Genomic DNA, 23,767 nt, shown 5'->3' with positions numbered 1-23,767 from the left:
CGGCGGGAGACCGCCGCAAACATAGCAAAACCACATAACTGGGGAATAGGTGATGTATGAATACTGCAGTCGCTATCGTGCTGCTGGTTCTTGTTGCGTTCGTAATAATCGTGCTGGTCCGGTCGGTGCGGATCGTCCCGCAGGCCCGGGCCGGCGTCGTGGAACGGCTCGGCAAGTACCAGCGGACCCTGCTTCCCGGCCTGACCATCCTGATCCCGTTCGTGGACCGGCTGCTGCCGCTCCTGGATCTCCGCGAACAGGTCGTGTCCTTCCCCCCGCAGCCGGTCATCACCGAGGACAACCTGGTCGTCTCAATCGACACGGTGGTGTACTTCCAGGTCACTGACGCGCGGGCGGCCACCTATGAAATCGCCAACTACATCCAGGCCGTCGAACAGCTCACCACCACCACGCTCCGCAACGTCGTCGGTGGCCTGAACCTGGAAGAGGCGCTGACCTCCCGCGACCAGATCAACGGCCAGCTCCGCGGCGTCCTGGACGAGGCCACCGGGCGCTGGGGCATCCGGGTTTCCCGGGTTGAGCTTAAAGCGATTGATCCGCCCCACTCCATCCAGGATTCGATGGAGAAGCAGATGCGCGCAGAGCGTGACCGCCGCGCCGCCATCCTGACCGCGGAGGGCACCAAGCAGTCGGCCATCCTGACCGCGGAAGGCCAGCGCCAGTCCTCGATCCTCAAGGCCGAAGGCGATGCCAAGGCCGCCATCCTCCGGGCCGACGGCGAAGCCCAGGCCATCCAGAAGGTGTTCGACGCCATCCACAAGGGCAACCCGGACCAGAAGCTGCTGGCGTACCAGTACCTGCAGACCCTGCCCAAGCTTGCCGAGGGTTCGTCCAACAAACTCTGGATCATCCCGAGCGAAGTCGGCGAGGCCCTTAAGGGCATCGGCAACGCCCTGGGCGGCACGAATCCGGATCCGCGCTCCGGTGGCCTGTTCGACGGCGACAAGGACTCCACGCGGGAAGACTCCGCACCCACGGGCGGTGCGCAGCCGCTCTAGGCGAGAGCCGCAATCCATTGAGCAGGGAGGTAGCCGCAACGCGGCTGCCTCCCCTTCCATTTGTCCGTAGAATCGGCGAAAGGGCCGCGCCCGGGCGCCTGGCAGGTGCACGGGCCGGAGCCAGCTTTACGAGCAGGGAACGATGCCCGTATAATGGGATATTTGTCCGGCCGGTTCAGACCTGCCGGAACATTAAGGCTTGGCAGAGCGTTGCATCTAGTGATGCAGCGTAGTGCAAACAGTAGTCCGTGGCGTGAGCTGCCCCGGCTAGCGCGGAGTACGATTCCGCGAACCGACCAAAGGGAGAAATCATGAGCGATCGCAGCCTCCGGGGCATGCGTCTTGGCGCACAGAGCATGGAGACCGAATCCGGTGTTGAGCCGGCTCCACGCCAGCGGGTTGAGTACCGTTGCGAGGACGGCGAGCAGGTCTTCGTTACCTTCTCCTCCGAAGCTGAGATTCCCCCCGTGTGGGTTTCGAAGACCGGCAAGGAAGCCTTGCTTGTTGATGGCGAACGCCCGATCAACAGCAACGAGAAAGCGGTGCGAACGCACTGGGACATGCTCCTGGAACGCCGCTCACTGCCTGAGCTGGAGCAGATCCTCGAAGACCGTCTCACGATTCTGCGGGAACGCCGCGGCGAACGGCGCTCCGCCTAGTCCGAACAAGGTAATCCGCACGCGGTAACCCGCCTTCGGTAATCCGAACGCAAAGGGCCGGGCCGGCAACCTCACTTGAGGTTGCCGGCCCGGCCCTTTTGCAGTCCCGGTATGCGGGCCGGCAGTCTACGAAGCGGCCGAGCTACGGCCAGTGAGCTTGTTCCAGCGGGCTGTGAGCCCCCACTTGGTCACATTGATCATTGCTTCCACCACGATGTTGCCGCTCATCTTGGACGCACCGAGTTCGCGCTCCACGAACGTGATGGGACGTTCCACAATCTTGAGGCCCATTTTGGCGACCCGCCAGGCGAGATCCACCTGGAATCCGTAGCCCACTGAGTCCACCAGGTCCAGGTTGAGTTTCTCCAGGGTGGTGCGGCGGAACGCACGGTAGCCGCCAGTCACGTCATTGATCCGGATACCGAGCATAAGCCGGGCATACGTGCTGCCGATCCGAGAGATGGCCTGCCGGTAGAGCGGCCAGTTGACCACGCTGCCACCGGGCACCCAGCGGGAACCCATGGCCAGGTCCGCGCCGTCCTCGACGGCGTCCAGGAGCTGCTGCAGCTGTTCCGGCTGGTGTGAGCCGTCGGCATCCATTTCCACGAGAACGTCGTAGCCGGCCGCCAGGCCCCACTTGAAGCCGGCGATGTAGGCGGCTCCCAGTCCGGCCTTGCCCTGACGGTGAAGTACGTGAACCTGGCTGTCCGCGGCAGCGATGCCGTCCGCGAGCTGTCCTGTGCCGTCCGGGCTGTTGTCGTCCACCACCAGCACATCGGAAGCCGGGACGGCCGCGCGCAGGCGTGCGAGTGTCTTGGGCAACGATTCCAGCTCGTTGTAGGTGGGGATGATGGTGAGGACACGCACAGCGAGGCCCTTTCCTTGATGGGAGCGGTCAGCGCGCCAAGAAGCGCAGCGTTAGGGCTGGCGATAAGGCGCAAGTCACCATTATAGGGAGTCTGCGCTCACGGGGCGCGTCACACGGGCAAGCCGCGGGCAGGTCCACATGCCTCGGGCCAGTTTCAGTCGGACGCGATATGCGTCGGTGGAACTGTTTTCTGCTGCGAAGTGGACCTGCCCCTGGGACTGCCACGCACTGCCCCGCCCGCAGGGTCGGGCTGGTCATCCGCTGGAAGGCAACGTGGCCGGACGGAGCCCCGAGAATTCGGATCCCGCCCGTTGCGAATCAATGCTACGGACCGCCCTGATGGTGTCAACCCGCGTTTGACGTGCAGTTTCAGTCATAACCGCAGGTCAGGTGCATACGGCGCGCCGGAGCCATTTCGCACTATGACCGCAGGGAGTCGCTCTATGACCGCAGTGCGACGTTTGTGAACAGCTCCCGCCCGTCGCGGACAGTCTGCAGACAGACCGGGTCGCTGCCGGTGTCCAGCGCGGGCAGCAGCGGCGTGCGCGCCCGGGGATCGGTGCTCCACGACTGGACCCGCCCGTCCGCCACCTGGACCATGAGCTCTTCAACCTCCCAGACGGCAAAGCTGGCAGGCGCTCCCGGCACCAGCTGTCCGGCCATGGGGTTGGTGTATTTGGCTGCCCGCCAGCCCGCCCTCGTGTGGCCCAGGAAAGCCGCACGCGCCGAGATGCGCTGGTCGGGGTTGCTGTGCTCGAGGCAGGCGCGGACGCTGGCCCACGGATTCAACGGAGTCACGGGGCTGTCGCTGCCGAAGCAGATCGGAACGCCTGCGGCGTAGAACGAGGCAAAGGCATTCATTGCCCGCTCCCGCTGCCCTACCCGCTCCTCATAAAGACGGCCCGGGCCGCCCCAGGCCGCATCGAAGCCGGGCTGCACGCTGACCGTAACGGAGTATTTGGCTAGCCTGGCGATGGCGTCGGAGTCGGCCATCTCCACATGCTCGAAGCGGTGGCCGGCTGCCCGGACCCGCTGCTCCCCCACCTCGGCTGCCGCCAGGTCCAGCCCCTCCAGGGCCGCGTCCAGTCCGGCGTCGCCAATGACATGGAATCCCGCCTGGATGCCCAGCTCTGAACACGCAGCAATATGGGCGGCTGCCTCGTCGGCGGAGAGGTAGAGGCTGCCGCGCTCCCCCGGGGCGTCGCTGTAGTCGTCCCTCAGGGCCGCGGTGCGGGAGCCGACGGATCCGTCAATGTTGAGGTCCCCGGCCAGGCCCAGCACGGAGACACCAAGGTCCGCGAGGATACTCCGGGCATCTTCCGCGGAGCGGGCCAGTTGGCCCCAGTACGGGAGCACCTCCGGCAAGGGCCGTTCCGGGTCTCCCTGACCGTTCCATCCGGCTGCAGCCCGCAGGTCCGCGATGCTCCCGATATGCGGGGCCGCCATTTCCGCGACGGCCACGTAGCCGTTGGCCGCGGCCTCTGCCAACGCGCGTTCCTGATAGCCGCGCAGCAGGTGCTCCGGAAGTTGCCTCGCGGCCAGCCGCGCGGCAGTATGCGCGTTGCGCTTGACCTGGGCGCTGCCGGCAACGCCGTCCTGGCCCGGCAGGCCCGCGGCGTCAGCCAATGAAGATGAAACCAGGGCTGAATGGGCGTCCACCCGGGCCAGGTACACCCGCCTGCCGCCGGCCGCTCGGTCCAGTTCCTCGCTGTTGGGCAGCGCCTGGTCGCCCCAGTGACTTTCGTCCCAGCCATGGCCAAGGACAATGGCATCGGCGGGCAAGCCGGCAGCGGAGGCAGCGACGGCGTCCAGGATTCCAGCCGCCGAGCGCACCCCGCCCAGCTGCAGTGAATCCAAGGCGACGCCTGTTTCGGTCAGGTGCACATGCGAATCAAAGAAACCGGGGGCCAGCAGGGCACCTTGGAGGTCAATGACGTCCATCGAGGCGTCGGCAATGGATGTCGCCGCCTGCTCCGAGCCGACCCATGCCACCGTGTCCCCGTCCACCAGCATGGCCGTGGCGAAGGGATCGGCGGCGGTGTAGACCGAGCCGTTGCGGTACAGCGTCACCTTGCGTGGTTCGGCCCGGAGGTCTGCCCGTGCGTCAGTCATGTTGTGGTGCTCCTATGCGGGATTTGAGGGTGTGCGGGTGACCTGCCTGCGGTCAGACCACTGTGGAGTATGCGACGACGCCGCGTCGCACCAGAATGATGGCTTCCGAGCACAGGCGCGAAAGACGGGGGTCCAGTCCGGGGATCTTGGCCAGCTGGTCCAGCAGGTCGATGACCTGCTTGACCCAGCGGACGAAGTCGCCGGCTGCCAGGTCGGTGCCGCTGAGGACTTCCTGGAGGTGCCGGCCCTTGGCCCACTTGAAGATCGGCCACACGAGTCCCAGCTCCGGTTCGCCCGTCAGCGGCAGCTTGTTCTCTTCTTCGGCGTCCTCAAGCTCCGACCATTCCCGGACCACGATGTCAACGGCGGTCTCCAGCGACACGCTGGGCATCCTGGGGCGCAGGCCGCGTTCCTCTCGCTTCGCCTGATAGACCAGCACGCTCGCCAGTGCGGCAACTTCCGTGGCATCAAGATCGCTGAACGCACCCTGGCGCAGCGACTGGGAGATCAGGAGGTCCTTTTCGCCGTAAATCCGGCGCAGCTTCTGCCCGTCGGCGTTGATGGTCACCCTGCCGGACTCGGAGGTCTCCAGATAACCGTAGCTGGAAAGGAGGTCGCAGACCCTGTCGAACGTCTTGGCGATGGTATTGGTCCGGCCCTGGATTTCGCGGACCAGCCCGTCCGTTTCGCGGCGCAGTTTCCACCAGCGTTCGGACCAGCGGGCGTGGTCCTCGCGTTCGCTGCAGCCGTGACAGGGATGGGACCGCAGCGCCAGCCGGAGCTCCGTGATCCTTTCTTCCTGGTCAGGCAGGGCCGCTGACCGGCCGAAATCCGTGTTCCGGCTGCTGGCCGGCGACGGCGGACGGTTTTCGCTGAGGGCGTTCCGGACGGACGACGCCAGGTCCTTGCGGGACTTGGGCACTTTTGCGTTGAACGATTTTGGGATCCGGACCCGGGTGACGGGGGTGATGGGTCCTTCGAGGTCCTGCAGTCCGATCCGGCGCAGCTGGTTGTCGAGGGTCAGCACCGCCGGCCGCGGTTCGCGGGAATTGTGGTCGGCCCCCAGCACGACGGCGAAGCCCGGCGCGCGTCCCGTGGGGACATCTACGACGTCCCCGGGCAGGAGCCTGCTGAGGGAATCCTCGGTGATGGACTTGCGGGCCCTCGATGTGCTGCGGGATGCCGCATTTTCCGCGTCGGAGAGTTCGCGGCGCAGTCTGGAGTACTCGGTGAAGTCCCCCAGGTGGCAGGTCACCGACTTCTGGAAGCCGGCAAGGGATTCTTCCCTGCTCCGGACTTGCTTGGCCAGGCCAACCACGGAGCGGTCGGCCTGGAACTGGGCGAAGGACGATTCCAGGATTTCGCGGGCCCGCGGCCGGCCGAACTGGGCCAGCAGGTTGATGCTCATGTTGTACGTGGGCCGGAAGCTGGAGTTCAAGGGGTAGGTCCGCCTCGAGGCCAGGCCGGCCACTGCAGTCGGATCGGTGCCGGGCTGCCACAGCACCAGGGCGTGGCCCTCCACGTCGATGCCGCGGCGGCCTGCCCGACCGGTGAGTTGCGTGTATTCTCCGGCGGTGATGCCCACATGGGCTTCGCCGTTGAACTTGTCCAGCTTCTCCAGAACCACTGAACGCGCCGGCATGTTGATGCCCAGCGCGAGGGTTTCGGTGGCGAAGACCGCTTTCACCAGCCCCTCGGTGAAGAGCTTTTCCACCACTTCCTTGAACGTGGGAAGCATCCCTGCGTGGTGGGCCGCCAGGCCGCGTACCAGCCCGTCCCGCCAGCTCCAGAACCCCAGGACGTCGAGATCATCTGACGGAATGTCCTGCGCGGCCTCGTCGACGCGGCGGGCAATGACCTGCTGCTCGCGCTCGGTGGTCAGCCACAATCCCCCAGCCACGCACTGCGCCACGGCAGCGTCACAGCCGGCACGGGAGAAGATGAACGTGATGGCAGGCAGGAGGTCCTGCCGGTCCAGGCTCGCGATGACCTGGGGACGGCTGGCCTTGCGGACGGGGCTTTGCTGGCCGCCCTGGGAGCCGCGGTTATCGCCCCGCTGGTTCTGCTGGCGCCGCTGGCTGCGGCCTCCATGCCCAAACCGGCCCCTTGAATTCATCTGGCTCTCGGTGCGCGCCATCGCCAACAGGTCCGGGTTAACTTCGAATCCCCGCTCGATGGCGACATTTGCGGTGGCTGCGGTCGCGGCGGGATCCGATTCACCGGCCGCGGCAATTTCGTCAAACGTCGTTTCGCCGGCGAACAGGTCCACGATTTCCCGGCCCACCATGACGTGCTGCCACAGCGGTACCGGCCGGTGCTCGGAAACGATCACATCCGTGTGGCCGCGGACGGTGTCAAGCCAGGCGCCGAACTCTTCCGCGTTGGAGACCGTGGCACTCAAAGAGGCCACCTGCACTTCGCTGGGGAGGTGGATGATCACTTCTTCCCAGACCGCGCCGCGGAAACGGTCGGCGAGGTAGTGGACCTCATCCATGACCACGAAGCCAAGGTCATCGAGGGTGTCGGAATCCGCATAGAGCATGTTCCGCAGGACTTCGGTGGTCATCACCACCACCGGGGCGTCGCCGTTGATGCTGGTGTCCCCGGTGAGCAGCCCCACGTTCCCGACACCGTATTTGTCCGTCAGTTCCGAGTATTTCTGGTTGCTCAGCGCCTTAATGGGCGTGGTGTAGAACGCTTTGAGGCCCCGTTGGAGGGCCAGGTAGATGGCGAACTCGCCAACGATGGTCTTGCCGGCACCGGTGGGCGCAGCAACGAGGACGCCCCGGCCCTGCTGCAGGGAACGGCATGCCTCGCGCTGGAAATCGTCGAGTTCGAAATCCAGGGTCCGGACGAATGCGCCCAGATAGGTGTTTGCTTCGGCGGTCCGTTCGGCACTGGCCCGGTAGAGTTCGGACGGCGACTGGGGCCCGGTTGTGGAGGACATACTTCCAGCCTAGTGGGCTTGGGCCTACAGTTTTCCCAGTTCGCTGCCGGGCGTTGCGACGTCGGCTGTTGCCTCTGTCTCGGCGGCAACCTTGGCCGTCCTCCGGTCGCGGCGCCGGTCGTTGAAGATGCAGAGTCCTATCGCCGCAAAGAACAGCGCCAGCAGCGGTCCGGCCAGCAGGAACATGGACAGGGCATCGGCGCCCGGGGCAGCCACGGCGGCGAGCACGAACACCATGAACACCGTAATGCGCCAGGCTTTCAGGATGGTCTCGCCGCGGATGATGCCGGCCATATTCACGCCCACCAGCACAACGGGCACCAGGAACGCGAGGCCAAGGAACAGGACCATCCGCGTGACGAAATCAACGTAGTCGCGGGCATCGATGAGGTTGGAGAATCCGGCCGGAGTGAACTGGGTGAGTGCACGGACCACCTGCGGCGTGACCATCCACCCCACCCAGACACCGGCGAGGAACAGCGGTACGGCTGCGGCCATGTAGCCGAGCGTGTAGTGCCGCTCCTTCTTGGTCAGGCCGGGCGTGATGAACGCCCACAGCTGGTAGATCCAGATCGGGCTGGAAATGACGGCGCCGATCAGGAGCGACAGCTGCAGTTTGAAGTCAAACGGCGATGCGATGCTCGAAAAGTTCACGGACGATGTTCCGCCGGTGTGCTCGGCGATCCGGTCGACGGGTTCCTTGAGGGCGCTCAACACGGGATCGTAGAGGATCCAGCCGCCGATGCCACCGATAATAAGCCCAATGGCCGACTTAATGAGCCGGTTCTTCAGCTCCTTAAGGTGATCCATCAGGGCCATCCGCCCCTCAGGGTTGGATTTACGGCCCTTCGTCAGTGCCACTTCAGGTCAAACGCGGTTCGACGGCGGAACATCGGTACCCTCGGCGTTCCCGGTGCCGTTGGTGGATTCGCCGTTCTGGGTCCGGGACTGCGGGTGGTTGACAATTTTGCCCTCCACGGGATCCGTGCCGTCCTTGGCTTCGGGCTTGCCGTCGTTCTTCATTTCCTTGACTTCGGATTTGATGATCCGCATGGACTGGCCGAGGCTGCGGGCCATGGCCGGAAGTTTGGGTGCGGCAAAAAGCAGCAGAGCCACGATGATAATAATGACGATGGGCCACGGGCCATCAAAGAGTCGTCCCACTGGAAGTCCTTTCCTCAAAATACATCCTACGTCTAACTGAATTCGATGTCGCGCAGCGCCTGGGGCTGGCCCCGGTCCGCCTTGCGCTGAACACGCCGCCTGCGGCGTTCTTCCCTGCGGGAGGATTTGGACGTGAGGTAATCATGTCTCATCTGCGTGGGCGAGGCAAAAACCGCCGAGCCGGGCATCGGGCGATCCGGCTCTGGCCGGGCCTCCGCACCGCGTCCGAGGTCCGGGGCGGGGTCGGCGAGGTCGCCCAGCGACGTCCCGAACCGTTCGCCGGCGGCGCCGAGGTCCTTGACGGTGGCCATGAACTGCCTGAACAGCCGGATCCCCAGCAGCACATAGAAAAGCAGGGAAACGGCTACGAGCGCTATCCAGATCAGGATCCAAGACCACCAAGGCATGCTGAGTAGTCTAGCCGCCGTAGCGGGCCAGGGCCGCGGCGATCCATTCCTGGGCCGCGTCGGCCAGGTCTTCCGGTGCCAGGATACGGACCGAGCCGCCATGCTGGGCAACAAACATGGGCAGCCACGCAGCGTTGCCAAACCGGATTTCCGCGATCAGGCCCCCTGCAGGCAGCGCCGCTGTCCGTTCCGCGTAGTAGTCGTCCGCCAGCCCGGCCCCCTGGGGGGCCAGTTCCACCGTGACCACAGTGTCGTCGTCGTTCGGTGTGAAGAGCTTGACGGGGAATCCTTCGGCGGGCTTGGCCGCAGTGGTCACCACTTGGCCGTTGGGTGCCAGGCTTTCGATGCGGTCCAGCCTGAAGTTCCGCAGTCCGCGGGCGCTGTGGCAGTAGGCCTCGAAATACCAGGTGTTGTCCAGGGAATAGAGCCGCAGCGGATCCACGTCCCGCACCGACATGGAATCGCGCTGCGGGGAGAAATAAGTAAGGCGAAGCTGCAGCCTGTCACTGATGGCTTGCCGGATGGTTGCGAGGTGCCCGGAGTTCGCGGGGCCCACCTGCGGCCCGGCGATGGAGGCTGCCTTCAGGCCCTCCTCCCCCGCGGCGGCCATCAGCTTCACGGTGACCGACTCCAAAGCGCTTCCCTCGGCGAGCTCAGGCAGTCCGTTGAGGGTCTCCAGGCCCGTCAGCAGGGCGCAGGCTTCGTCCACCGTGAAGCGGACCGGGCGGTTCATTTCGAGGTCCTGCGTGATGAAGACGTGGTCGTCCTCCCACTGGATGTCCAGGAGATCGTCCGGGTAGCCCTCGGGAAGGCCGGAACAGATAAGAATCCGCAGATCGTCCTCCAGTTCCTTCCGGCTGACTCCGAAGCTGGACGCCACCTCGCTGATGTGCAGGCCCTGGTTGTGGACCAGGAACGGGACGAGCTGAAGCATGCGCTTGAGCTGGTCCTCGGAGGTACGCTTGCGCGGACGCTTCGCCGGAACGGTGTCCGGAAATTCGATGACAGGTGCAGGCGCGGCAGCGAAGTGAGCTGCCGCTGCCAGCCGCCGCCGGACGGCCGACCGCAACTCCGGAGGGGATACAACCACTGCATGCGGGCCGTACGAGGCGAGCTCTTCGCCCAGCACCTCAGCGTCCCTGAACGGAACCTCGATACGGTCCCAGGCGCCGTCGTCCGCGCCGGCAGGCGATCCGGGGACGGAGGGGCCGGTGGCCCGTTTGCGCAGCCCGAGCAGTTTGCCGTTGGCGACGTCCACCACAGCCGAACGCACCGGAAGTTCCGGTAGCGAGTCGAGTTCCGTCCGGACATTGAATCCGGCGGGAGGCGTGTAGCTTTCCTTGTCCAGGACAGTCACGGCGGAGGTGAAGCGGGACAGGCGGAAGTGGCGTTTGGCGGCACGGCCCCGGTCGAAGCCCACCAGGTACCACTGGCCGAAGCGGCTGCCCAGGCCCCAGGGCTCCACAGACCGGACCTCCTCGCGGCCGGTACTGCCGGCCAGGTACCTGAAGCTGACGGGATGCTGGGCGTGCATGGCGGCCAGGAGGTCTTCGAAGGCCTGGCCCGCGGGTTTGATCCTGGGCTGCACACCGGGCGGCAGCTCAGCCTCGGACAGACCGCCGGCGGCCTGCAGCTTGCGCATGGCGTCTTGAGCGGCCGAGCCGAGCGCGGCTTGCTCCCACAGCTGCGCGGCCAGCATGAGGACCGTGCATTCGGCGGAGGTGAGGCTGACGTCCGGGAGCCGGTTGGACTCCTTGCCGATCCGGTAGCGGGTGGTTGCGGGATCGTCGGAACTCCAGCCCTTGTCCATCACGGCTTCGACGTCGAAGCCGAACTGCCGGAGGTCGCTCTTGTCGCGCTCGAACATGCGGCCGAACGCCGCCTCGCTGCTGCTCGTGTCGTGGTAGATCTTTTCGCGCAGTTCACTGCGGCGCAAGCCGTAGCGGGTGTTGAGCAGGGCGATGAGGAGGTTGAGGAGGCGTTCTGTACGTGAGGCGGACACCTTGGCTACGTTACTAAAGCCGCAGCCGCTTAAAGCCGAAAGCGCGGCAACAAGCGGAAATTACCTTCCGATTGTTACCGCGCTCCCGAAACCTTGTCCGGCCGGGGCCGGGGGTCATCCGCTCAGCGGACCCGCTTAGCGGACTCCGACGAGGTCCACAACAAAGATCAGGGCTTCGTTGGGGCCGATCGCTCCGCCGGCTCCCCGGGATCCGTAGGCGAGTTCAGACGGGATCTCCAGCCGGCGGCGGCCGCCGACCTTCATGCCCAGCAGGCCCTGGTCCCAGCCCTGGATGACCTGGCCAACGCCAACGCGGAAGTCCAGCGGCGCGCCGCGGCCCCACGAGGCGTCGAATTCCTCGCCCGTGGACCAGGCGACTCCGACGTAGTGGGTGGAAACGGTGTCGCCGGGCTTGGCCTCTGCGCCGTCACCCTCGATGAGGTCGGTGACTACCAGTTCAGTGGGAACGTCGCCCTCGGGGAAGTCAATTTCCGGCTTCTGGCGGTCGAAATTGCGCTGACCAAATGACATGTTTGCTCCTTATATTCGTAGGTTGGGATGGCTTACTTGACGCCGAGGATATCGACGACGAACACCAGGTCGCCCTTGGCATCGCCCTGGCCCGCGTCTCCGTAGGCAAGATCCTTCGGGATCACCAGGAGTACGCGTGAGCCGACGGTCTTGCCGGCAAGACCCTGGGTCCAGCCCTTGATGACCCCGGTCAGCGGGAACGTGGCCTTTTCGCCGCGGTCAAAGCTGGAGTCGAACTTCTTGCCACCGTTGAGGGTGACTCCGACGTAGTTGACGGTCAGGGTGTCTGTTTCCTTGACTGCCGGGCCGGTGCCCTTGATGAGCTCCTGGGAGACCAGCGCGGTGGGGGCCTTCACGCCCTCCACGGAGATCTCCGGGATCCCCTTGTCGTTTTCCTTGACGGAAGGAAGCCCGGCAGGCGGTGTCACCGATTCGCCTTCGGGCTTGTCGAGGACCTTCGGAGCGTCCTTGGCGGACAGCACCTTGACCACAAGAAGCTGGGTGGGGCCGGCTTCGGCGCCTTCCGCGGCGGCCTTACCCGGGACGGCAAGGGCCAGCTGCGAGCCGATCTTGGCACCGATAAACGCGTTGTAGATCACGGCATTGCCGGTCTTCAGGGCGTCGTTGAGCTCAAGCGGCTCGGGATCCTTGGCAAAGGTGTCTTCAAGGGTGGATCCGTCCTTGCCGCTGACGGCTAGGATGGAGATGTCTGCGACCTGGTTGGCCTTGAGGCGCTCTCCGCTGCCTTCCGTGACCACCTTGACGGTGGGTTCTTTCACATCCAAGGGTTTGGTGAAGTCGACCCCGGGTGCTTTCTTGTCGCCGTTGTCCGTGAGCTTCAGGGAGTCGAGCTTGGCGGTCTCGCCAGCAGACTGGCTGGTGGGCTCCGGGGCTGCAGGCGATCCACCGCAGGCGGTGAGCATCAGCAGTCCGGGAATGAGAATTGCTAGTAGTCGGCGCACGTAAGAACTTTCGTTGGGGCAAGATGGATGCGTTGCCGGTATGGAGCGCACGGCATTACACAGCGGCCAAACAAATGGCCCCATCCAGAATAGCGCCTCAAGCTGGGTGTCAGCCCATAGAGTCCAGAAGGGCATCGACGCGCTCGTCCACGCTCCGGAACGGATCCTTGCACAGGATCGTCTGGTGGGCGCGGTCGTTGAGCTTCAGGTGCACCCAGTCAACCGTGTAGTCACGGCCCAGTTCCTGGGCGCGGCGGACGAAGTCACCGCGGAGTTTTGCCCGCGTAGTCTGCGGTGGCGCATCAACGGCATCTTTGACGGCGGTATCGTCCGTCACACGGCGGACGGCGCCGCGCGACTGGAGGAGGTAATAGAGCCCGCGCGTCCGCGAGATGTCGTGGTAGGTCAGGTCCAGCTGGGCAATCCTGGGCGCATCCAGCCCAAGGTCGTGCCTGTTCCGGTAGCTGTCCATGAGCTTCTTCTTGATGGCCCAGTCGATCTCGGTGTCGATGGTGCTGGTGTCGCCGCTTTCAATTGCGGCCAGCGTGCGCTCCCAAAGGTCCAGGATCAGTGGCACATGCGGGTTGTGCGCCCCGTGTTCGGCGACGAAGGAGGTGACTTTGTTCAGGTACTCCCGCTGGATTTCCAAGGCCGTCAGTTGGCGGCCGTTGGCGAGCCGGATCAGCGCCCTGCCGCTGAGGTCGTGGGAGATCTCGCGAATGCTCCGGATGGGATTTTCCATCCGCATGTCCCGCATGATCACCCCGGCCTCGATCATCCGAAGGATCAGGTCAACGCTGCCTACCTTCATCAGGGCCGTGGTTTCGGACATGTTGGAGTCGCCCACGATTACATGCAGGCGCCGGTAGAACTCGGCATCGGCGTGTGGCTCGTCGCGGGTGTTGATGATGGGACGCGACCTGGTGGTGGCGGACGATACGCCTTCCCAGATGTGGTCCGCCCGTTGGGAGAAGGCAAAAGTGGCGCCGTGCGGGGTCTTGAGGATCTTTCCCGCGCCGGCGATGAGCTGCCGGGTCACCAGAAAGGGAATCAGGATTTCGGCCAGCCTCGAGAATTCACCGCGCCGCGGAATGAGGTAGTTCTCGTGGCTGCCGTACGAATTGCCCGCGGAATCGGTGTTGTTCTTGAACAGGTAGACGGTGCCGTTAAAGCCTTCCGCAGCCAGCCGCTCCTGCGCCTCGTCCACAAGGTCGTCCAGGATCAGTTCGCCGGCCCGGTCGTGGGCAATCAGCTGGCCCAGGTCGTCGCACTCCGCTGTGGCGTACTCGGGGTGCGAGCCCACGTCGAGGTACAGCCGCGAACCGTTGGTCAAAAAGACATTGGAGGACCGCCCCCAGCTGACCACCTTGCGGAAGAGGTACCGTGCCACTTCCTCGGGTGCCAGCGGACGGGAGTCCGGGCTCGAGTACGAGATGCCGAACTCGGTTTCAATGCCGAAAATGCGCTTGTCCATTTCAGTTCTCCTCAGAGAGCAGGGCGGCGATTTCGTCGTCGTCCAGGCGCCGGAATGCCCGCCGGGATCCCCGGTTGCTTTCCGAATCGCGGTCCAGTACGGCCACCTCGAGGGCGGAGGCCGGCAGCTCGCCGGCCTCCTTGTCGGTGACCAGTCCTTTCATGGCGAGTCTGATTGCGCCGGAGAAGTTGAGCTCCCGCTGCCACCCGCCTTCCACGGTCTCGGATACTTTGTCCGCCTGACCGCCCATCACAATGAAGCGTTTTTCGTCAGCGATCGAGCCGTCGAACGTCAGCCTGTACAGGTGGTCGTCGGCCGGGCCGCTTCCCACCTCCGCGACGGCAAGTTCCACTTCGAACGGTTTTTGTTCCGCAGTGAACACGGCGCCCAGGCTTTGGGCGTAAACACTGGCGAGCCCCCTGGCCGTTACATCCTCACGGTCGTAGGAGTAGCCCCGGACGTCCGCGTACCGGACACCCGCCTGGCGCAGGCTTTCGAATTCGTTGTACTTGCCGACGGCGGCGAAGGCGATTTTGTCGTAGATCTCGCCGATTTTATGCAGCGAAGGAGAGGGGTTTTCCGCTACGAGGGCGATCCCCTCCTCACAGCTGATCACCACTACCGAGCGGCCCCGCGCAATTCCCTTCCGTGCGAAGTCCGCACGGTCCTTCATCAGCTGTTCGGGCGACACATAGAACTGTTGGGTCATATCAGGCCTCCCGCCGCGCTGTGGTTCTGGCTTCGATGATCGCCCCGGCCACGGCGGCCAGGTCGTTTTCGGGCACCCGCCTCGCGCCGGTCCTGCCCACCGTGTAGACAACCGGCCACAGCTGGCGGACCGGGTCCGGTCCGCCGGTTGCCGAGTCGTCGTCCGCGGCGTCATAGAGCGCCTCGACGGCCACTGCCACCGCCTCTGCTTCGGTGAGTCCAGGCCGCCAGAGCTTCTTGAGGGCGCCGCGGGCAAACATCGCGCCCGACCCCACGGCGTGGTGTTCCTGCTCTTCATACCGTCCGCCGGTGACATCGTATGAAAAGAGCCGGCCAATGCCGGCCGGCAGGTCAAAGCCGGCGAAGAGCGGTACCACGGCGAGCCCCTGCATTGCCATCGGCAGGTTGCCGCGGATCATGGCACCGAGCCGGTTGGCCTTGCCTTCGAGGCTCAGCAGGGTTCCTTCGATCTTTTCGTAGTGTTCAAGTTCCACCTGGAACAGCCGCGTGAGGTCTATGGCAATGCCTGCGGTGCCCGCTATTCCCAGCACCGAATATCGGTCGGCCGGAAAGACCTTTTCAATGTGCCTACTCGCGATGATGTTGCCCATGGTGGCCCGGCGGTCACCGGCCATCAGGACTCCCCCGCCATAGGTCAGCGACACAATGGTGGTGGCATGCGGAACCTGGAGTGGCTGGGTGCCGGCCGACGTAGCGGGTAGCGACTGGTTGTAGGGAAGTAGGCCGGGCCTGTTGCGTTGGAGGTGTTCAGTGAATGATGACGTCGCGTTGGCAGCTACCTGGTTGGCTGTTGTGTCCTGCACTGATGCACTCCTTCAACTGGATCAACGTCTGTTCCGGCCCTCCGGGGCTGCCGTCCTCATTTTCGGCGATGGCAGCCCCGGCCCTACTGGCCGCCCTTTTGGACGAACGCCCGGACGAACTCTTCGGCGTTGGATTCGAGGACGCCGTCAATTTCGTCGAGCAGATCGTCCACGCCCTGGGTGGCTGCGGACGCCTGGGCGTCGCCAGCTGCGGGCGGCGTCGCGGGGGCGTCGTCTTCGATCTCGCTGTCCCGGGACTGCGGCTGCTGCTGCTCCTGGCCTGCCATTTCCTTCTCCTTCTATCCGTCCCCTGTAAGAGGGGACATCCTGTATGCCAATATTGCCACGGCTTAAGGCCTAGTGGGGTGCTTTATGCCGGTGGCGGAGGGCTGTTTGCCCAAGCAGTTCGGACAGGAACGGACCGGCGGCTTTGTGCCTGGCGAACAGGCCTCCGGTGAGGGCTTCCGTGCCCCGCAGCGGCTCGCGCGTGGGCACCCGTTGGAGCCGTCCGTGGCCGGGGACGTCGAAGATCACCGAGTCCCAGCTGGCGCCGACCACGTCCTTGCTGAAGCTGCTGACGCAGCGTCCGCGGAAATAGGCCCGCGTGTCCGACGGCGGTTCGGTCACCGCCCGGGCGATGGCCTGCTCGTCCACAATCGTGTCCATCCGGCCGCGTGCCAGCATCCGGTAATACAGCCCCTTTTCGGGCCTGACGTCCGCCCATTGCAGGTCGACGAGCCCAAGCCTGGCATCATTCCATTCCAGTCCGTCGCGTTGCCGGTAGCCTTCCAGCAGCGTGAGCTTTGCCAGCCACTCAACGGACGACGCCGCGGCCGTCCGGTCGCCGTCGAGATCGGTCAGCGTCGCGGCCCAGCGTTCCAGGAGGGAGTGCGTATGCCCGTCGCCGTCCACAGCATCGCCCACCCCGGTGTCCTGGGCGAGCTTGGCGGCCGCCTCGTGGTAAATCCATTGCAGGTCCAGGGCCGTTACCCGGCGCCCGTCCACCAGGCGCAGGGTGGCCGTCAGCGAGGTGTCGTGGCTGACGGTCTGCAGTGCAGCCACGGGCTCGTGGACCTCCACGCGCGGGGCGAGGCCTGCCTCAATCAGGCTGAGCACCATGGCCGTTGTGCCGAACTTCAGGTAGTTGGCGGCCTGGCTGAGGTTGGCATCACCGATGATCACGTGCAGCCGGCGGTATTTGTCCGCTGTGGCGTGGGGCTCGTCGCGGGTGTTGATGATGGGCCGACGGATGGTGGTCTCCAGTCCGACCTCGGCCTCGAAGAAGTCCGCCCGCTGGCTGATCTGGTATCCCGCGCGGGAACTGTCCTGGCCCAGGCCCACCCGGCCGGCGCCGCACATGATCTGGCGGGTGATGAAGAACGGCGTGAGCCCGCGGACTATGTCACCGAAGGGCACCGACCGGGGCATGAGGTAGTTCTCGTGCGAACCGTAGGACACCGACTTGTTGTCGGTGTTGTTCTTGTAGAGGTTCACGGGTGGTAGCTGGGGGTCGGCGGCCATCCGGCGGACCGCTGACAGTGCCACGACGTCGCCGGCGGCGTCCCAAATGACGGCGTCAGTGGGGTTGGTGACCTCGGGGCTGGAGTACTCAGGATGGGCATGGTCCACGTAAAGGCGCGCACCGTTTCCAAGCACCATGTTCATCAGGAGCGAGCCCGCTTCGTCCTCGCCGTCCCGCTCCAGCTCGTCGCGCCCGTAGGCCAGGGCGACGGCCTCGGCGTCCAAGACGGGTGGCTGGTCCGTCAGCTGGCTGGGATCCGCCTGGTTCCGCTCCAGCGTCCACCCGCGGGCATCGTGGAGCGGTTCCTCATCCGTGTAGTCCCAGCGCGTTTCTGCGCCGCCGGCTGCACGCTGGCGTGTCAGCTGGGCATAAGCCTGGATCACGCGGGCGGACATCATTGTGGCATTGGCGCCCGGGGCGGACGGCGCATGGATGCCGTATTCCGTCTCCGATCCCATCACCCGCATGGCGCCGCCAACGGGCAGCGGCCCCCCTGGCAGCCCGTCGCGGCGGGGCGTCACAGGTACTGGCCCGTATTGGGCATGGTCTCGATGGACTTGCCGGGCTCCTGTCCCGCCTTGCCCTGCACGATGGTGCGGATGTAGGTGATGCGCTCGCCCTTCTTGCCGGAGATGCGGGCCCAGTCGTCAGGGTTGGTGGTGTTCGGCATATCCTCGTGTTCGCGGAACTCGTCGACGACGGCGCGTAGCAGGTGGTCGATGCGAAGGCCCTTCTGCTGCGTGGTCAGGAGATCCTTGATGGCGTACTTTTTGGCCCGGTCCACCACGTTCTGGACCACGGCACCGGAGTTGAAGTCCTTGAAGTACAGCATTTCGGTATCCCCGTTGGCGTAGGTCACCTCGAGGTATTCGTTGGACTTCTCGGTGGAGTACATCGCTTCGACCGTGCGCTGGATCATGGCGTCAACCGTGGCCTGCACGTCCCCGTCGTGTTCGGCGAGGTCTGTCTCATGGAACGGAAGGTCGGTGGTGATGTACTTGTAGAAGATGTCGGCGGCAGCCTCGGCGTCGGGCCGCTGGATCTTGACCTTCACGTCAAGCCTGCCCGGGCGCAGGATGGCCGGGTCAATCATGTCCTCGCGGTTGGATGCACCGATGACGATGACGTTGTCCAAGCGTTCGACGCCGTCGATCTCGCTGAGCAGCTGGGGGACGATGGTTGTTTCGACGTCGGAGGAGATGCCGGTGCCGCGGGTGCGGAACAGGGAATCCATCTCGTCGAAGAACACCACAACGGGGCTGCCGTCGGAGGCCTTTTCGCGTGCCCGCGAGAAGATCAGCCGGATGTGCCGCTCCGTCTCGCCGACGTATTTGTCCAGGAGTTCCGGACCCTTGATATTGAGGAAGTAGCTCTTCAGGTCCACGTTTCCGGTGCGCTCGGCGGCCCTTGCGGCCAGGGAATTGGCCACGGCCTTGGCGATCAGGGTTTTTCCGCACCCCGGAGGGCCGTAGAGAAGGATCCCCTTGGGCGCCTTCAGCCCGTGTTCACGGTACAGGTCAGGGTGCAGGAACGGCAGCTCCACGGCATCACGGATCTGCTCAATCTGGGGCCCCAGCCCACCGATGTCCTCGTACGTGATATCCGGAACTTCCTCAAGGACGAGGTTTTCCACTTCGGAGCGCGGAACCTTCTCCAGCGCATAGCCCGTCCGTGAGTCGATGGACAACGCATCACCGACACGAAGCTTCTCTGACATCAGCGCCCCGGAAAGGCGGATCACACGTTCCTCGTCCGCGCGTCCCACTACGAGGGCGCGGTCGGTACCGAGCATTTCCTTGAGCGTGACCAGTTCCCCGGCCCGCTCATAACCGAGGCCGGCCACCACCAGGAGGGCTTCGTTCAGCAGGACTTCCTGACCGACGGCAAGCTGGTTTATGTTTACCAGCGGGCTCACGCCGACGCGCATCTTGCGGCCGGCGTTGAAGATGTCAACGGACTCTTCCGTGGCGGCCTGCCCGCTGTTGCCCGCGGTGGGTTGCCGCTTTGGATTAAGCTGCAAAATAGTGCCGAAGCTGTACGGCGGCTGGCCTTCCTGGTCCAGTGCGTTCTTCAGCCGCAGGATCTCCGCCTTGGCGGTCTCCAGCATGCCGACGAGTTTTGAATTGTTCTGCGTCGCGGCCGCAAGCTGACGGTCAATGTGCCGAAGTTTATCCCGGAGGATGTTCACCTGGCGGTCGGCAACTGACAGTTCGTTGGCCGCGTAGCGGACATTCTCAGGCTCCGGTGGCCCTATGGCCTCGTCCGGTGTCCGTGAGGAGTCGTTGTTCGGAGTCTCCATCTTGCATCAGCCCCTTCCTGCGCTTCTATTAAGACCTTAGCCCCAAGAAGCCGGGTACTGCTGGAGACATCCGAAATACGGACTAGTTCGTGACCTCCGGGTCGTCCTTGACATTGGTTCCGGCGATGGCGTCGCGGGCAGCCCGACGGAGTTTCTTGTCGGACACGAGCCGCTCACCGACGGCGCCGGGTGTCCAGGCGTTGACGTCTGCCTCGTCAAAGTCGGTTTTGGAGGGCCGGCGCTTCACGGAGATGCCTGTGACGCCGTCTGCAAGCCGGCGGGTGACCAGCAGGAATCCTGTGTGGGCAACCATGCGGTGGTCAGGCCGCACGGCCAAACCTTCCAAGTGCCAGCCTCGGACCATGGACTCCCAGGCATCGGGCTCCGTGAATCGGCCATCGGCCCGGATGGCTTCGGCCGTACGGGACAGCTGGGTCACCGTGGCCACGTAGTTGATCCACACGCCACCGGGGGCCAGGACCGTCGCTACGGCGTCGAGGCATTCCCAGGGTGCCAGCATGTCCAGGACCACGCGGTCCACGGATCCCGGAGCTTCGCTGCGCACCACTTCCTCCTGGAAGTCGCCGAGGGAGATCTTCCAGGCGGGGTGCGGTCCGCCGAAGATCGTCTCGACGTTGCCGCGGGCAATGTCCGCGAATTCTTCGCGCCGCTCGAACGAGTGCAGGTAGCCGTTGTCACCGACGGCTCGAAGCAGTGAAATCGACAGCGCGCCGGAGCCCACGCCGGCTTCCACGACGCGGGCGCCGGGGAAGATGTCGGCCATGGTGACAATCTGGCCCGCGTCCTTGGGGTAGACCACGGCGGCGCCGCGCGGCATCGAGAGGACGAAGTCCGAGAGCAGCGGACGGAGTGTTTGGTACTGCTGGCCCACATTGTTGGTCACAACGGACCCGTCCACCATGCCGATGATCTCATCGTGGTTCAGGAAGCCGCGGTGCGTATGGAACGCTCCCCCGGCCTCCAGGGTGATGGTGTTCATCCTGCCGCGCTCGTCCGTCAACTGAACCCGCTCGCCCTCGCGGAACGGTCCCCGGCGGCGCGCGGCGCCCACCGGCAGGACGCCGGTCGTGCCGGCGGTGTCGCCGGACGTGATGTTGTTGGCGGCAGTTTCGCTGCTCATGGAATATTCCTCGCTTTTGTAAACCTGGGTGGCCGTGCATCGTGACGGCCGGGCACCGGGCACACGCCCCGGGTGCGGATATTTCACGACCGGCAGGTAACTCTACCGGTTCTGGGCGCTGGCGCGCCCGCTGCGGCGCATTTCCTTGCCCGTAATGGCCCTGACCACGCTGGCCTGCCGCAGGAGGCCGGTCACTTTGCCACGGTGATCTACCACGGCGTACTCGTGCCCTTCGAGCTGGGCGAGGTACTGCACCAGTTCCTGGCCCTGGGACCATTCCGGCACGTAGGCTCCGGCGCTGAGGGCATGCGAGACGGCGGTGGCCGGCGTTTGCGCTGCGGCTCCGACGGGAACCGAGGCGACGGCGGCCGTGTCCACGATCCCCGCGGGCCTGCCATCCGGTCCGCACAGAATGACTGCCGGGGTCCCTGAAGGCGCAAGCTGGAGAATTTCCGCCACGGTGGCGGACTCCGGTATCCCGATTGCGGGTTCGGCCAGCGCAGCAGCGTTTACAAGGTGCAGCCGGCCGCGGAGGCGTCCGTGCTGGATCGAGGCGGAGGCGCCCATCCAGAGGAAGCTGCCCACCAGCACCGTGATCAGCATGAGCGAAACGTCCGGGCGGTCACCGCGCAGCAAAGGGAGCAGGACAAACCAGACTGCCAGCGCAATGACGATGATCCTGCCCGCCCAGCCCGCGGCCACGGTGCCCTTTTCCTGGCTGCCGGTGGCTTTCCAGACGGCGGACTCAACGAGGCGTCCGCCGTCTAAGGGAAGCCCTGGCAGGACGTTGAAGATGCCGATCAGAAGGTTCGCCCAAACAAAGATGTTGGAGAGGATCCCAACCACGCCTGTCGGGTCGGCCGCTGAAATGAACAGCCAGCCGGCGCCGGCCAGGACGAAGTTCGCCGCCGGCCCGGCCAGCGCCACCAGCACCGAACGGCCCGGTGTGGCGGTGAACCCTTCGAACTGGGTGTGGCCGCCCCAGAGGTTCAAGACGATCTTTTCGGTGGGCCAGTTGAAAATCTTGGCCGTCAGGGCGTGTGCCAGCTCATGAACCAGCACGGAGATCAGCAGCAGCAAGGCATAGGCGAAGGCCACGTAGTAAGCGGCGATGCCCATGTCCGGGTATTGGCCCTCAAGGACCGGGCCGTACACAATCACGGTGAAGGCCGCGATGATGAACCACGAATACGCCAGCACCACGCGGATTCCTGCGATGCGGCCCAGTGATATTCCTTCCCTGCGGCCGCTGGCGACCGTCTGGTCCCCGCCGCCCTTAGGCTCAGTCAAGGCCGTGGCTCCCCACTGCGGCGTCTTCAAGGCCGATATCCCCGGCCGGGAATTCGTTGCCTCGGGTGACCAGCTCCTGGAGGTCTGCCACGGTGCGTCCTTCGAGGGAATGCCAGGTGGCCCGGGCGGGATCCGCGGGCAGCGGGACGATGTGCGGAATAGCCACCGTCACAACGCCTGACGCCATCGCAGCGGCCACGCCCGGGGCCGAGTCTTCCAGCGCAACGCATTCGTCGATCGTGAGGTCCGGATCCTGTTGCCTCAAAAGCTCGACAGCCTTCAGGTATGCCTCGGGGTGCGGCTTGCCGTTGGTGACGGTGTCCCCCGTCACCAGGAATTCAAAGTAGGGCTTGGGCAGGCTCGCCACGACCTCGCGCGCGAGCGGTCCCTCGGACATCGTCACCAGGGCGCAGCGGACACCTGACTCGTGGAGCTGGTCCAGCAATTCACGCGCACCCGGCCGCCACGGCACGGACGTGCGGACCCTGCTGATGACCTGGGCCGTCAGTGTGTCGATGATTTCGCGTTTTTCAAGCTTCACCCCGGCGTCCTGGAGGATGCCTGCGGAGAAAACCAGGGACTGCCCAACGAGCTGCATGGCCTGGGCATGCGACCACTCTCCGCCATGGGCCGCGACGAGCACATGCTCGGCTTCGATCCAGTACGGTTCGGTGTCGACGATGGTGCCATCCATGTCCCATAACGCGGCTTTAAGAAGTGGCTGGGAGGCTGAGGATCGCATAGGTCCAAGTCTACGGTGCGGCATTCGCCTGCTGCCGCGCAGTAAGCCCTCGGCGAATATCCTGCAGGATACCCACTGCTGCTGCGGCACGGCGGAGATTAGTAGCCCTTCATTTCATGCACCCGGCGGCCTCTTGGACGTAGGGTGAAGAAATGAATAGCTTCGAGGGAGACACCACTGAACCGGGTGCCACGCCCGAGCCGGAACGGCTGTTGCAGCCCGTGCCTGATGGTCAGCGCATCACCGTGATGCTGGCCGCATTTGAAGGCTGGAACGATGCCGGGGAAGCCGCAAGCGACGCCCTTCGCTACCTGAACAAACTTTGGGGCGGCAAGAAGGTGGCCTCAATTGACGCCGACGAATACTACGATTTCCAGTTCACCAGGCCCACTATCCGCCGGACGTCGACCGGGGAACGCAAGATCAAGTGGCCGTCCACCCGGATCTACAAGGCAAGCGCCCCCGACGCGAATGTCGATGTGATTTTTGTCCAGGGCACGGAGCCGTCCTATAAGTGGCGGGCCTACACGGCAGAGCTGCTGGTCCATGCTGAGGCACTGCATGTGGATTACGTCATCCTCGTGGGTGCACTGCTCGCGGACGTTCCGCACAGCCGGCCCATCCCCGTCAGCACCTCCACGGACGACGGCGCGTTGCGGGAACGTATGAACCTTGAAGCCTCGCAGTATGAAGGACCGGTGGGGATCGTCGGAGTGCTTTCGGAGGTGGCGCTGCTGGCGGGGCTGCCGACAGTATCGCTCTGGGCAGCTGTTCCGCACTATGTTGCCCAGGCTCCTTCACCGAAAGCCCAGCTGGCCCTGCTGCACAAGATCGAGGAGCTGCTCCAGGTGCCGTTGGACACGCACGAACTGGCCGAAGAGGCGGATGCCTGGGAACGCGGGGTGGATGAGTTGGCCACCGAGGATCCCGAGATTGCCGCCTATGTCCGGCAGCTGGAGGAAGCGAAGGACACGGCCGACCTGCCTGAGGCGAGCGGCGAGTCCATCGCCCGCGAGTTCGAGCGATACCTTAAGCGCCGCGGCAAGGACAAACAGTAGGGCGCGTGCAGTGCCCAACAAGTTCGGGTGTCCGGCGA

The 23,767-nt window shown here is 64.9% G+C and carries 21 protein-coding genes; 3 read left to right on the top strand and 18 right to left on the bottom strand.

Annotated elements, in window-relative coordinates; genetic code table 11:
* The first annotated feature begins 56 nt into the window (after window positions 1-56).
* Complete coding sequence (locus tag FCN77_RS14305; RefSeq protein WP_137322809.1) at window positions 57-1,019, top strand: SPFH domain-containing protein; 963 nt, start codon at window positions 57-59, stop codon at window positions 1,017-1,019.
* Window positions 1,020-1,330: 311 nt separating this feature from the next.
* Window positions 1,331-1,678 (top strand): RNA polymerase-binding protein RbpA, encoded by a 348-nt coding sequence (locus FCN77_RS14300; RefSeq protein ID WP_011692034.1) that lies wholly within the window; start codon window positions 1,331-1,333, stop codon window positions 1,676-1,678.
* A gap of 126 nt (window positions 1,679-1,804) precedes the next feature.
* Here FCN77_RS14300 and FCN77_RS14295 read toward each other — a convergent pair whose 3' ends face one another.
* The 18 genes from FCN77_RS14295 to FCN77_RS14210 form a co-directional block, all read right to left on the bottom strand.
* The gene (locus FCN77_RS14295) at window positions 1,805-2,545 is read right to left on the bottom strand and encodes a polyprenol monophosphomannose synthase (RefSeq protein WP_137322808.1); all 741 of its coding nucleotides are present in this window, start codon (window positions 2,543-2,545) and stop codon (window positions 1,805-1,807) included.
* Between the two features lie 442 nt (window positions 2,546-2,987).
* On the bottom strand, window positions 2,988-4,658 hold the full coding sequence (locus FCN77_RS14290; protein ID WP_137322807.1) for an amidohydrolase: 1,671 nt from the start codon (window positions 4,656-4,658) through the stop codon (window positions 2,988-2,990).
* 52 nt (window positions 4,659-4,710) lie between these two features.
* A complete protein-coding gene (locus FCN77_RS14285; protein ID WP_137322806.1) occupies window positions 4,711-7,605 on the bottom strand; it encodes an RNA helicase in 2,895 nt (964 codons plus the stop codon).
* A 24-nt stretch (window positions 7,606-7,629) separates the two neighbouring features.
* Window positions 7,630-8,424 carry a twin-arginine translocase subunit TatC gene (gene tatC, locus FCN77_RS14280; protein WP_137322805.1) on the bottom strand — a complete coding sequence of 265 codons (795 nt, stop codon included), beginning with the start codon at window positions 8,422-8,424 and terminating at the stop codon, window positions 7,630-7,632.
* 48 nt (window positions 8,425-8,472) lie between these two features.
* A complete protein-coding gene (gene tatA, locus FCN77_RS14275) occupies window positions 8,473-8,769 on the bottom strand; it encodes a Sec-independent protein translocase subunit TatA (protein ID WP_137322804.1) in 297 nt (98 codons plus the stop codon).
* A gap of 32 nt (window positions 8,770-8,801) precedes the next feature.
* Window positions 8,802-9,176 carry a hypothetical protein gene (locus FCN77_RS14270; protein ID WP_137322803.1) on the bottom strand — a complete coding sequence of 125 codons (375 nt, stop codon included), beginning with the start codon at window positions 9,174-9,176 and terminating at the stop codon, window positions 8,802-8,804.
* 10 nt (window positions 9,177-9,186) lie between these two features.
* Window positions 9,187-11,178, bottom strand: coding sequence for a YafY family protein (locus FCN77_RS14265; RefSeq protein WP_137322802.1), 1,992 nt, complete (start codon window positions 11,176-11,178; stop codon window positions 9,187-9,189).
* Between the two features lie 135 nt (window positions 11,179-11,313).
* Window positions 11,314-11,709, bottom strand: coding sequence for an FKBP-type peptidyl-prolyl cis-trans isomerase (locus FCN77_RS14260; protein WP_137322801.1), 396 nt, complete (start codon window positions 11,707-11,709; stop codon window positions 11,314-11,316).
* 32 nt (window positions 11,710-11,741) lie between these two features.
* Window positions 11,742-12,671, bottom strand: coding sequence for an FKBP-type peptidyl-prolyl cis-trans isomerase (locus tag FCN77_RS14255; protein WP_137322800.1), 930 nt, complete (start codon window positions 12,669-12,671; stop codon window positions 11,742-11,744).
* A 109-nt stretch (window positions 12,672-12,780) separates the two neighbouring features.
* Window positions 12,781-14,145 carry a Pup--protein ligase gene (gene pafA, locus FCN77_RS14250; RefSeq protein ID WP_137322799.1) on the bottom strand — a complete coding sequence of 455 codons (1,365 nt, stop codon included), beginning with the start codon at window positions 14,143-14,145 and terminating at the stop codon, window positions 12,781-12,783.
* A 1-nt stretch (window position 14,146) separates the two neighbouring features.
* Window positions 14,147-14,854, bottom strand: coding sequence for a proteasome subunit alpha (gene prcA / locus FCN77_RS14245; protein ID WP_137322798.1), 708 nt, complete (start codon window positions 14,852-14,854; stop codon window positions 14,147-14,149).
* 1 nt (window position 14,855) lies between these two features.
* Window positions 14,856-15,677: a proteasome subunit beta gene (gene prcB / locus FCN77_RS14240; protein WP_137322797.1), complete on the bottom strand. Its 822-nt coding sequence runs from the start codon at window positions 15,675-15,677 to the stop codon at window positions 14,856-14,858.
* Window positions 15,678-15,760: 83 nt separating this feature from the next.
* Window positions 15,761-15,964, bottom strand: a complete 204-nt coding sequence (locus FCN77_RS14235) for a ubiquitin-like protein Pup (RefSeq protein WP_137322796.1) — start codon at window positions 15,962-15,964, stop codon at window positions 15,761-15,763.
* Between the two features lie 70 nt (window positions 15,965-16,034).
* Window positions 16,035-17,666: a depupylase/deamidase Dop gene (gene dop, locus FCN77_RS14230; protein WP_175417440.1), complete on the bottom strand. Its 1,632-nt coding sequence runs from the start codon at window positions 17,664-17,666 to the stop codon at window positions 16,035-16,037.
* Window positions 17,667-17,716: 50 nt separating this feature from the next.
* A complete protein-coding gene (gene arc / locus FCN77_RS14225) occupies window positions 17,717-19,498 on the bottom strand; it encodes a proteasome ATPase (protein WP_137322794.1) in 1,782 nt (593 codons plus the stop codon).
* Between the two features lie 82 nt (window positions 19,499-19,580).
* A complete protein-coding gene (locus FCN77_RS14220; RefSeq protein ID WP_137322793.1) occupies window positions 19,581-20,639 on the bottom strand; it encodes a tRNA (adenine-N1)-methyltransferase in 1,059 nt (352 codons plus the stop codon).
* Between the two features lie 102 nt (window positions 20,640-20,741).
* Entirely contained in the window at window positions 20,742-21,929 is a 1,188-nt protein-coding gene (locus FCN77_RS14215) for a site-2 protease family protein (RefSeq protein ID WP_137322792.1), read from the bottom strand.
* Window positions 21,922-22,623: an HAD family phosphatase gene (locus FCN77_RS14210; RefSeq protein WP_254678561.1), complete on the bottom strand. Its 702-nt coding sequence runs from the start codon at window positions 22,621-22,623 to the stop codon at window positions 21,922-21,924. Before FCN77_RS14210 ends, FCN77_RS14215 begins: the two co-directional genes overlap by 8 nt.
* A 200-nt stretch (window positions 22,624-22,823) precedes the next feature.
* Between FCN77_RS14210 and FCN77_RS14205 the strand changes: the two genes are divergently transcribed.
* The gene (locus tag FCN77_RS14205) at window positions 22,824-23,729 is read left to right on the top strand and encodes a PAC2 family protein (RefSeq protein WP_137322790.1); all 906 of its coding nucleotides are present in this window, start codon (window positions 22,824-22,826) and stop codon (window positions 23,727-23,729) included.
* Window positions 23,730-23,767: the final 38 nt, after the last annotated feature.

It is taken from the genome of Arthrobacter sp. 24S4-2 (genome assembly GCF_005280255.1).
GTDB lineage: Bacteria > Actinomycetota > Actinomycetes > Actinomycetales > Micrococcaceae > Arthrobacter.
The sequence above is the reverse complement of the archived record's forward strand: the minus strand, read 5'-3'. Positions and strand labels throughout refer to the sequence as shown.

What these genes read in the sequence shown, in the direction of transcription:
- pafA (WP_137322799.1), bottom strand. Translation starts at nt 14,145, where the DNA reads ATGGACAAGCGCATTTTCGGCATTGAAACCGAGTTCGGCATCTCGTAC.
- FCN77_RS14270 (WP_137322803.1), bottom strand. Translation starts at nt 9,176, where the DNA reads ATGCCTTGGTGGTCTTGGATCCTGATCTGGATAGCGCTCGTAGCCGTT.
- FCN77_RS14235 (WP_137322796.1), bottom strand. Translation starts at nt 15,964, where the DNA reads ATGGCAGGCCAGGAGCAGCAGCAGCCGCAGTCCCGGGACAGCGAGATC.
- FCN77_RS14210 (WP_254678561.1), bottom strand. Translation starts at nt 22,623, where the DNA reads ATGGATGGCACCATCGTCGACACCGAACCGTACTGGATCGAAGCCGAG.
- FCN77_RS14205 (WP_137322790.1), top strand. Translation starts at nt 22,824, where the DNA reads ATGAATAGCTTCGAGGGAGACACCACTGAACCGGGTGCCACGCCCGAG.
- FCN77_RS14290 (WP_137322807.1), bottom strand. Translation starts at nt 4,658, where the DNA reads ATGACTGACGCACGGGCAGACCTCCGGGCCGAACCACGCAAGGTGACG.
- prcA (WP_137322798.1), bottom strand. Translation starts at nt 14,854, where the DNA reads ATGACCCAACAGTTCTATGTGTCGCCCGAACAGCTGATGAAGGACCGT.
- tatC (WP_137322805.1), bottom strand. Translation starts at nt 8,424, where the DNA reads ATGGCCCTGATGGATCACCTTAAGGAGCTGAAGAACCGGCTCATTAAG.
- FCN77_RS14305 (WP_137322809.1), top strand. Translation starts at nt 57, where the DNA reads ATGAATACTGCAGTCGCTATCGTGCTGCTGGTTCTTGTTGCGTTCGTA.
- dop (WP_175417440.1), bottom strand. Translation starts at nt 17,666, where the DNA reads ATGCGGGTGATGGGATCGGAGACGGAATACGGCATCCATGCGCCGTCC.
- arc (WP_137322794.1), bottom strand. Translation starts at nt 19,498, where the DNA reads ATGGAGACTCCGAACAACGACTCCTCACGGACACCGGACGAGGCCATA.
- FCN77_RS14285 (WP_137322806.1), bottom strand. Translation starts at nt 7,605, where the DNA reads ATGTCCTCCACAACCGGGCCCCAGTCGCCGTCCGAACTCTACCGGGCC.
- FCN77_RS14300 (WP_011692034.1), top strand. Translation starts at nt 1,331, where the DNA reads ATGAGCGATCGCAGCCTCCGGGGCATGCGTCTTGGCGCACAGAGCATG.
- FCN77_RS14260 (WP_137322801.1), bottom strand. Translation starts at nt 11,709, where the DNA reads ATGTCATTTGGTCAGCGCAATTTCGACCGCCAGAAGCCGGAAATTGAC.
- FCN77_RS14220 (WP_137322793.1), bottom strand. Translation starts at nt 20,639, where the DNA reads ATGAGCAGCGAAACTGCCGCCAACAACATCACGTCCGGCGACACCGCC.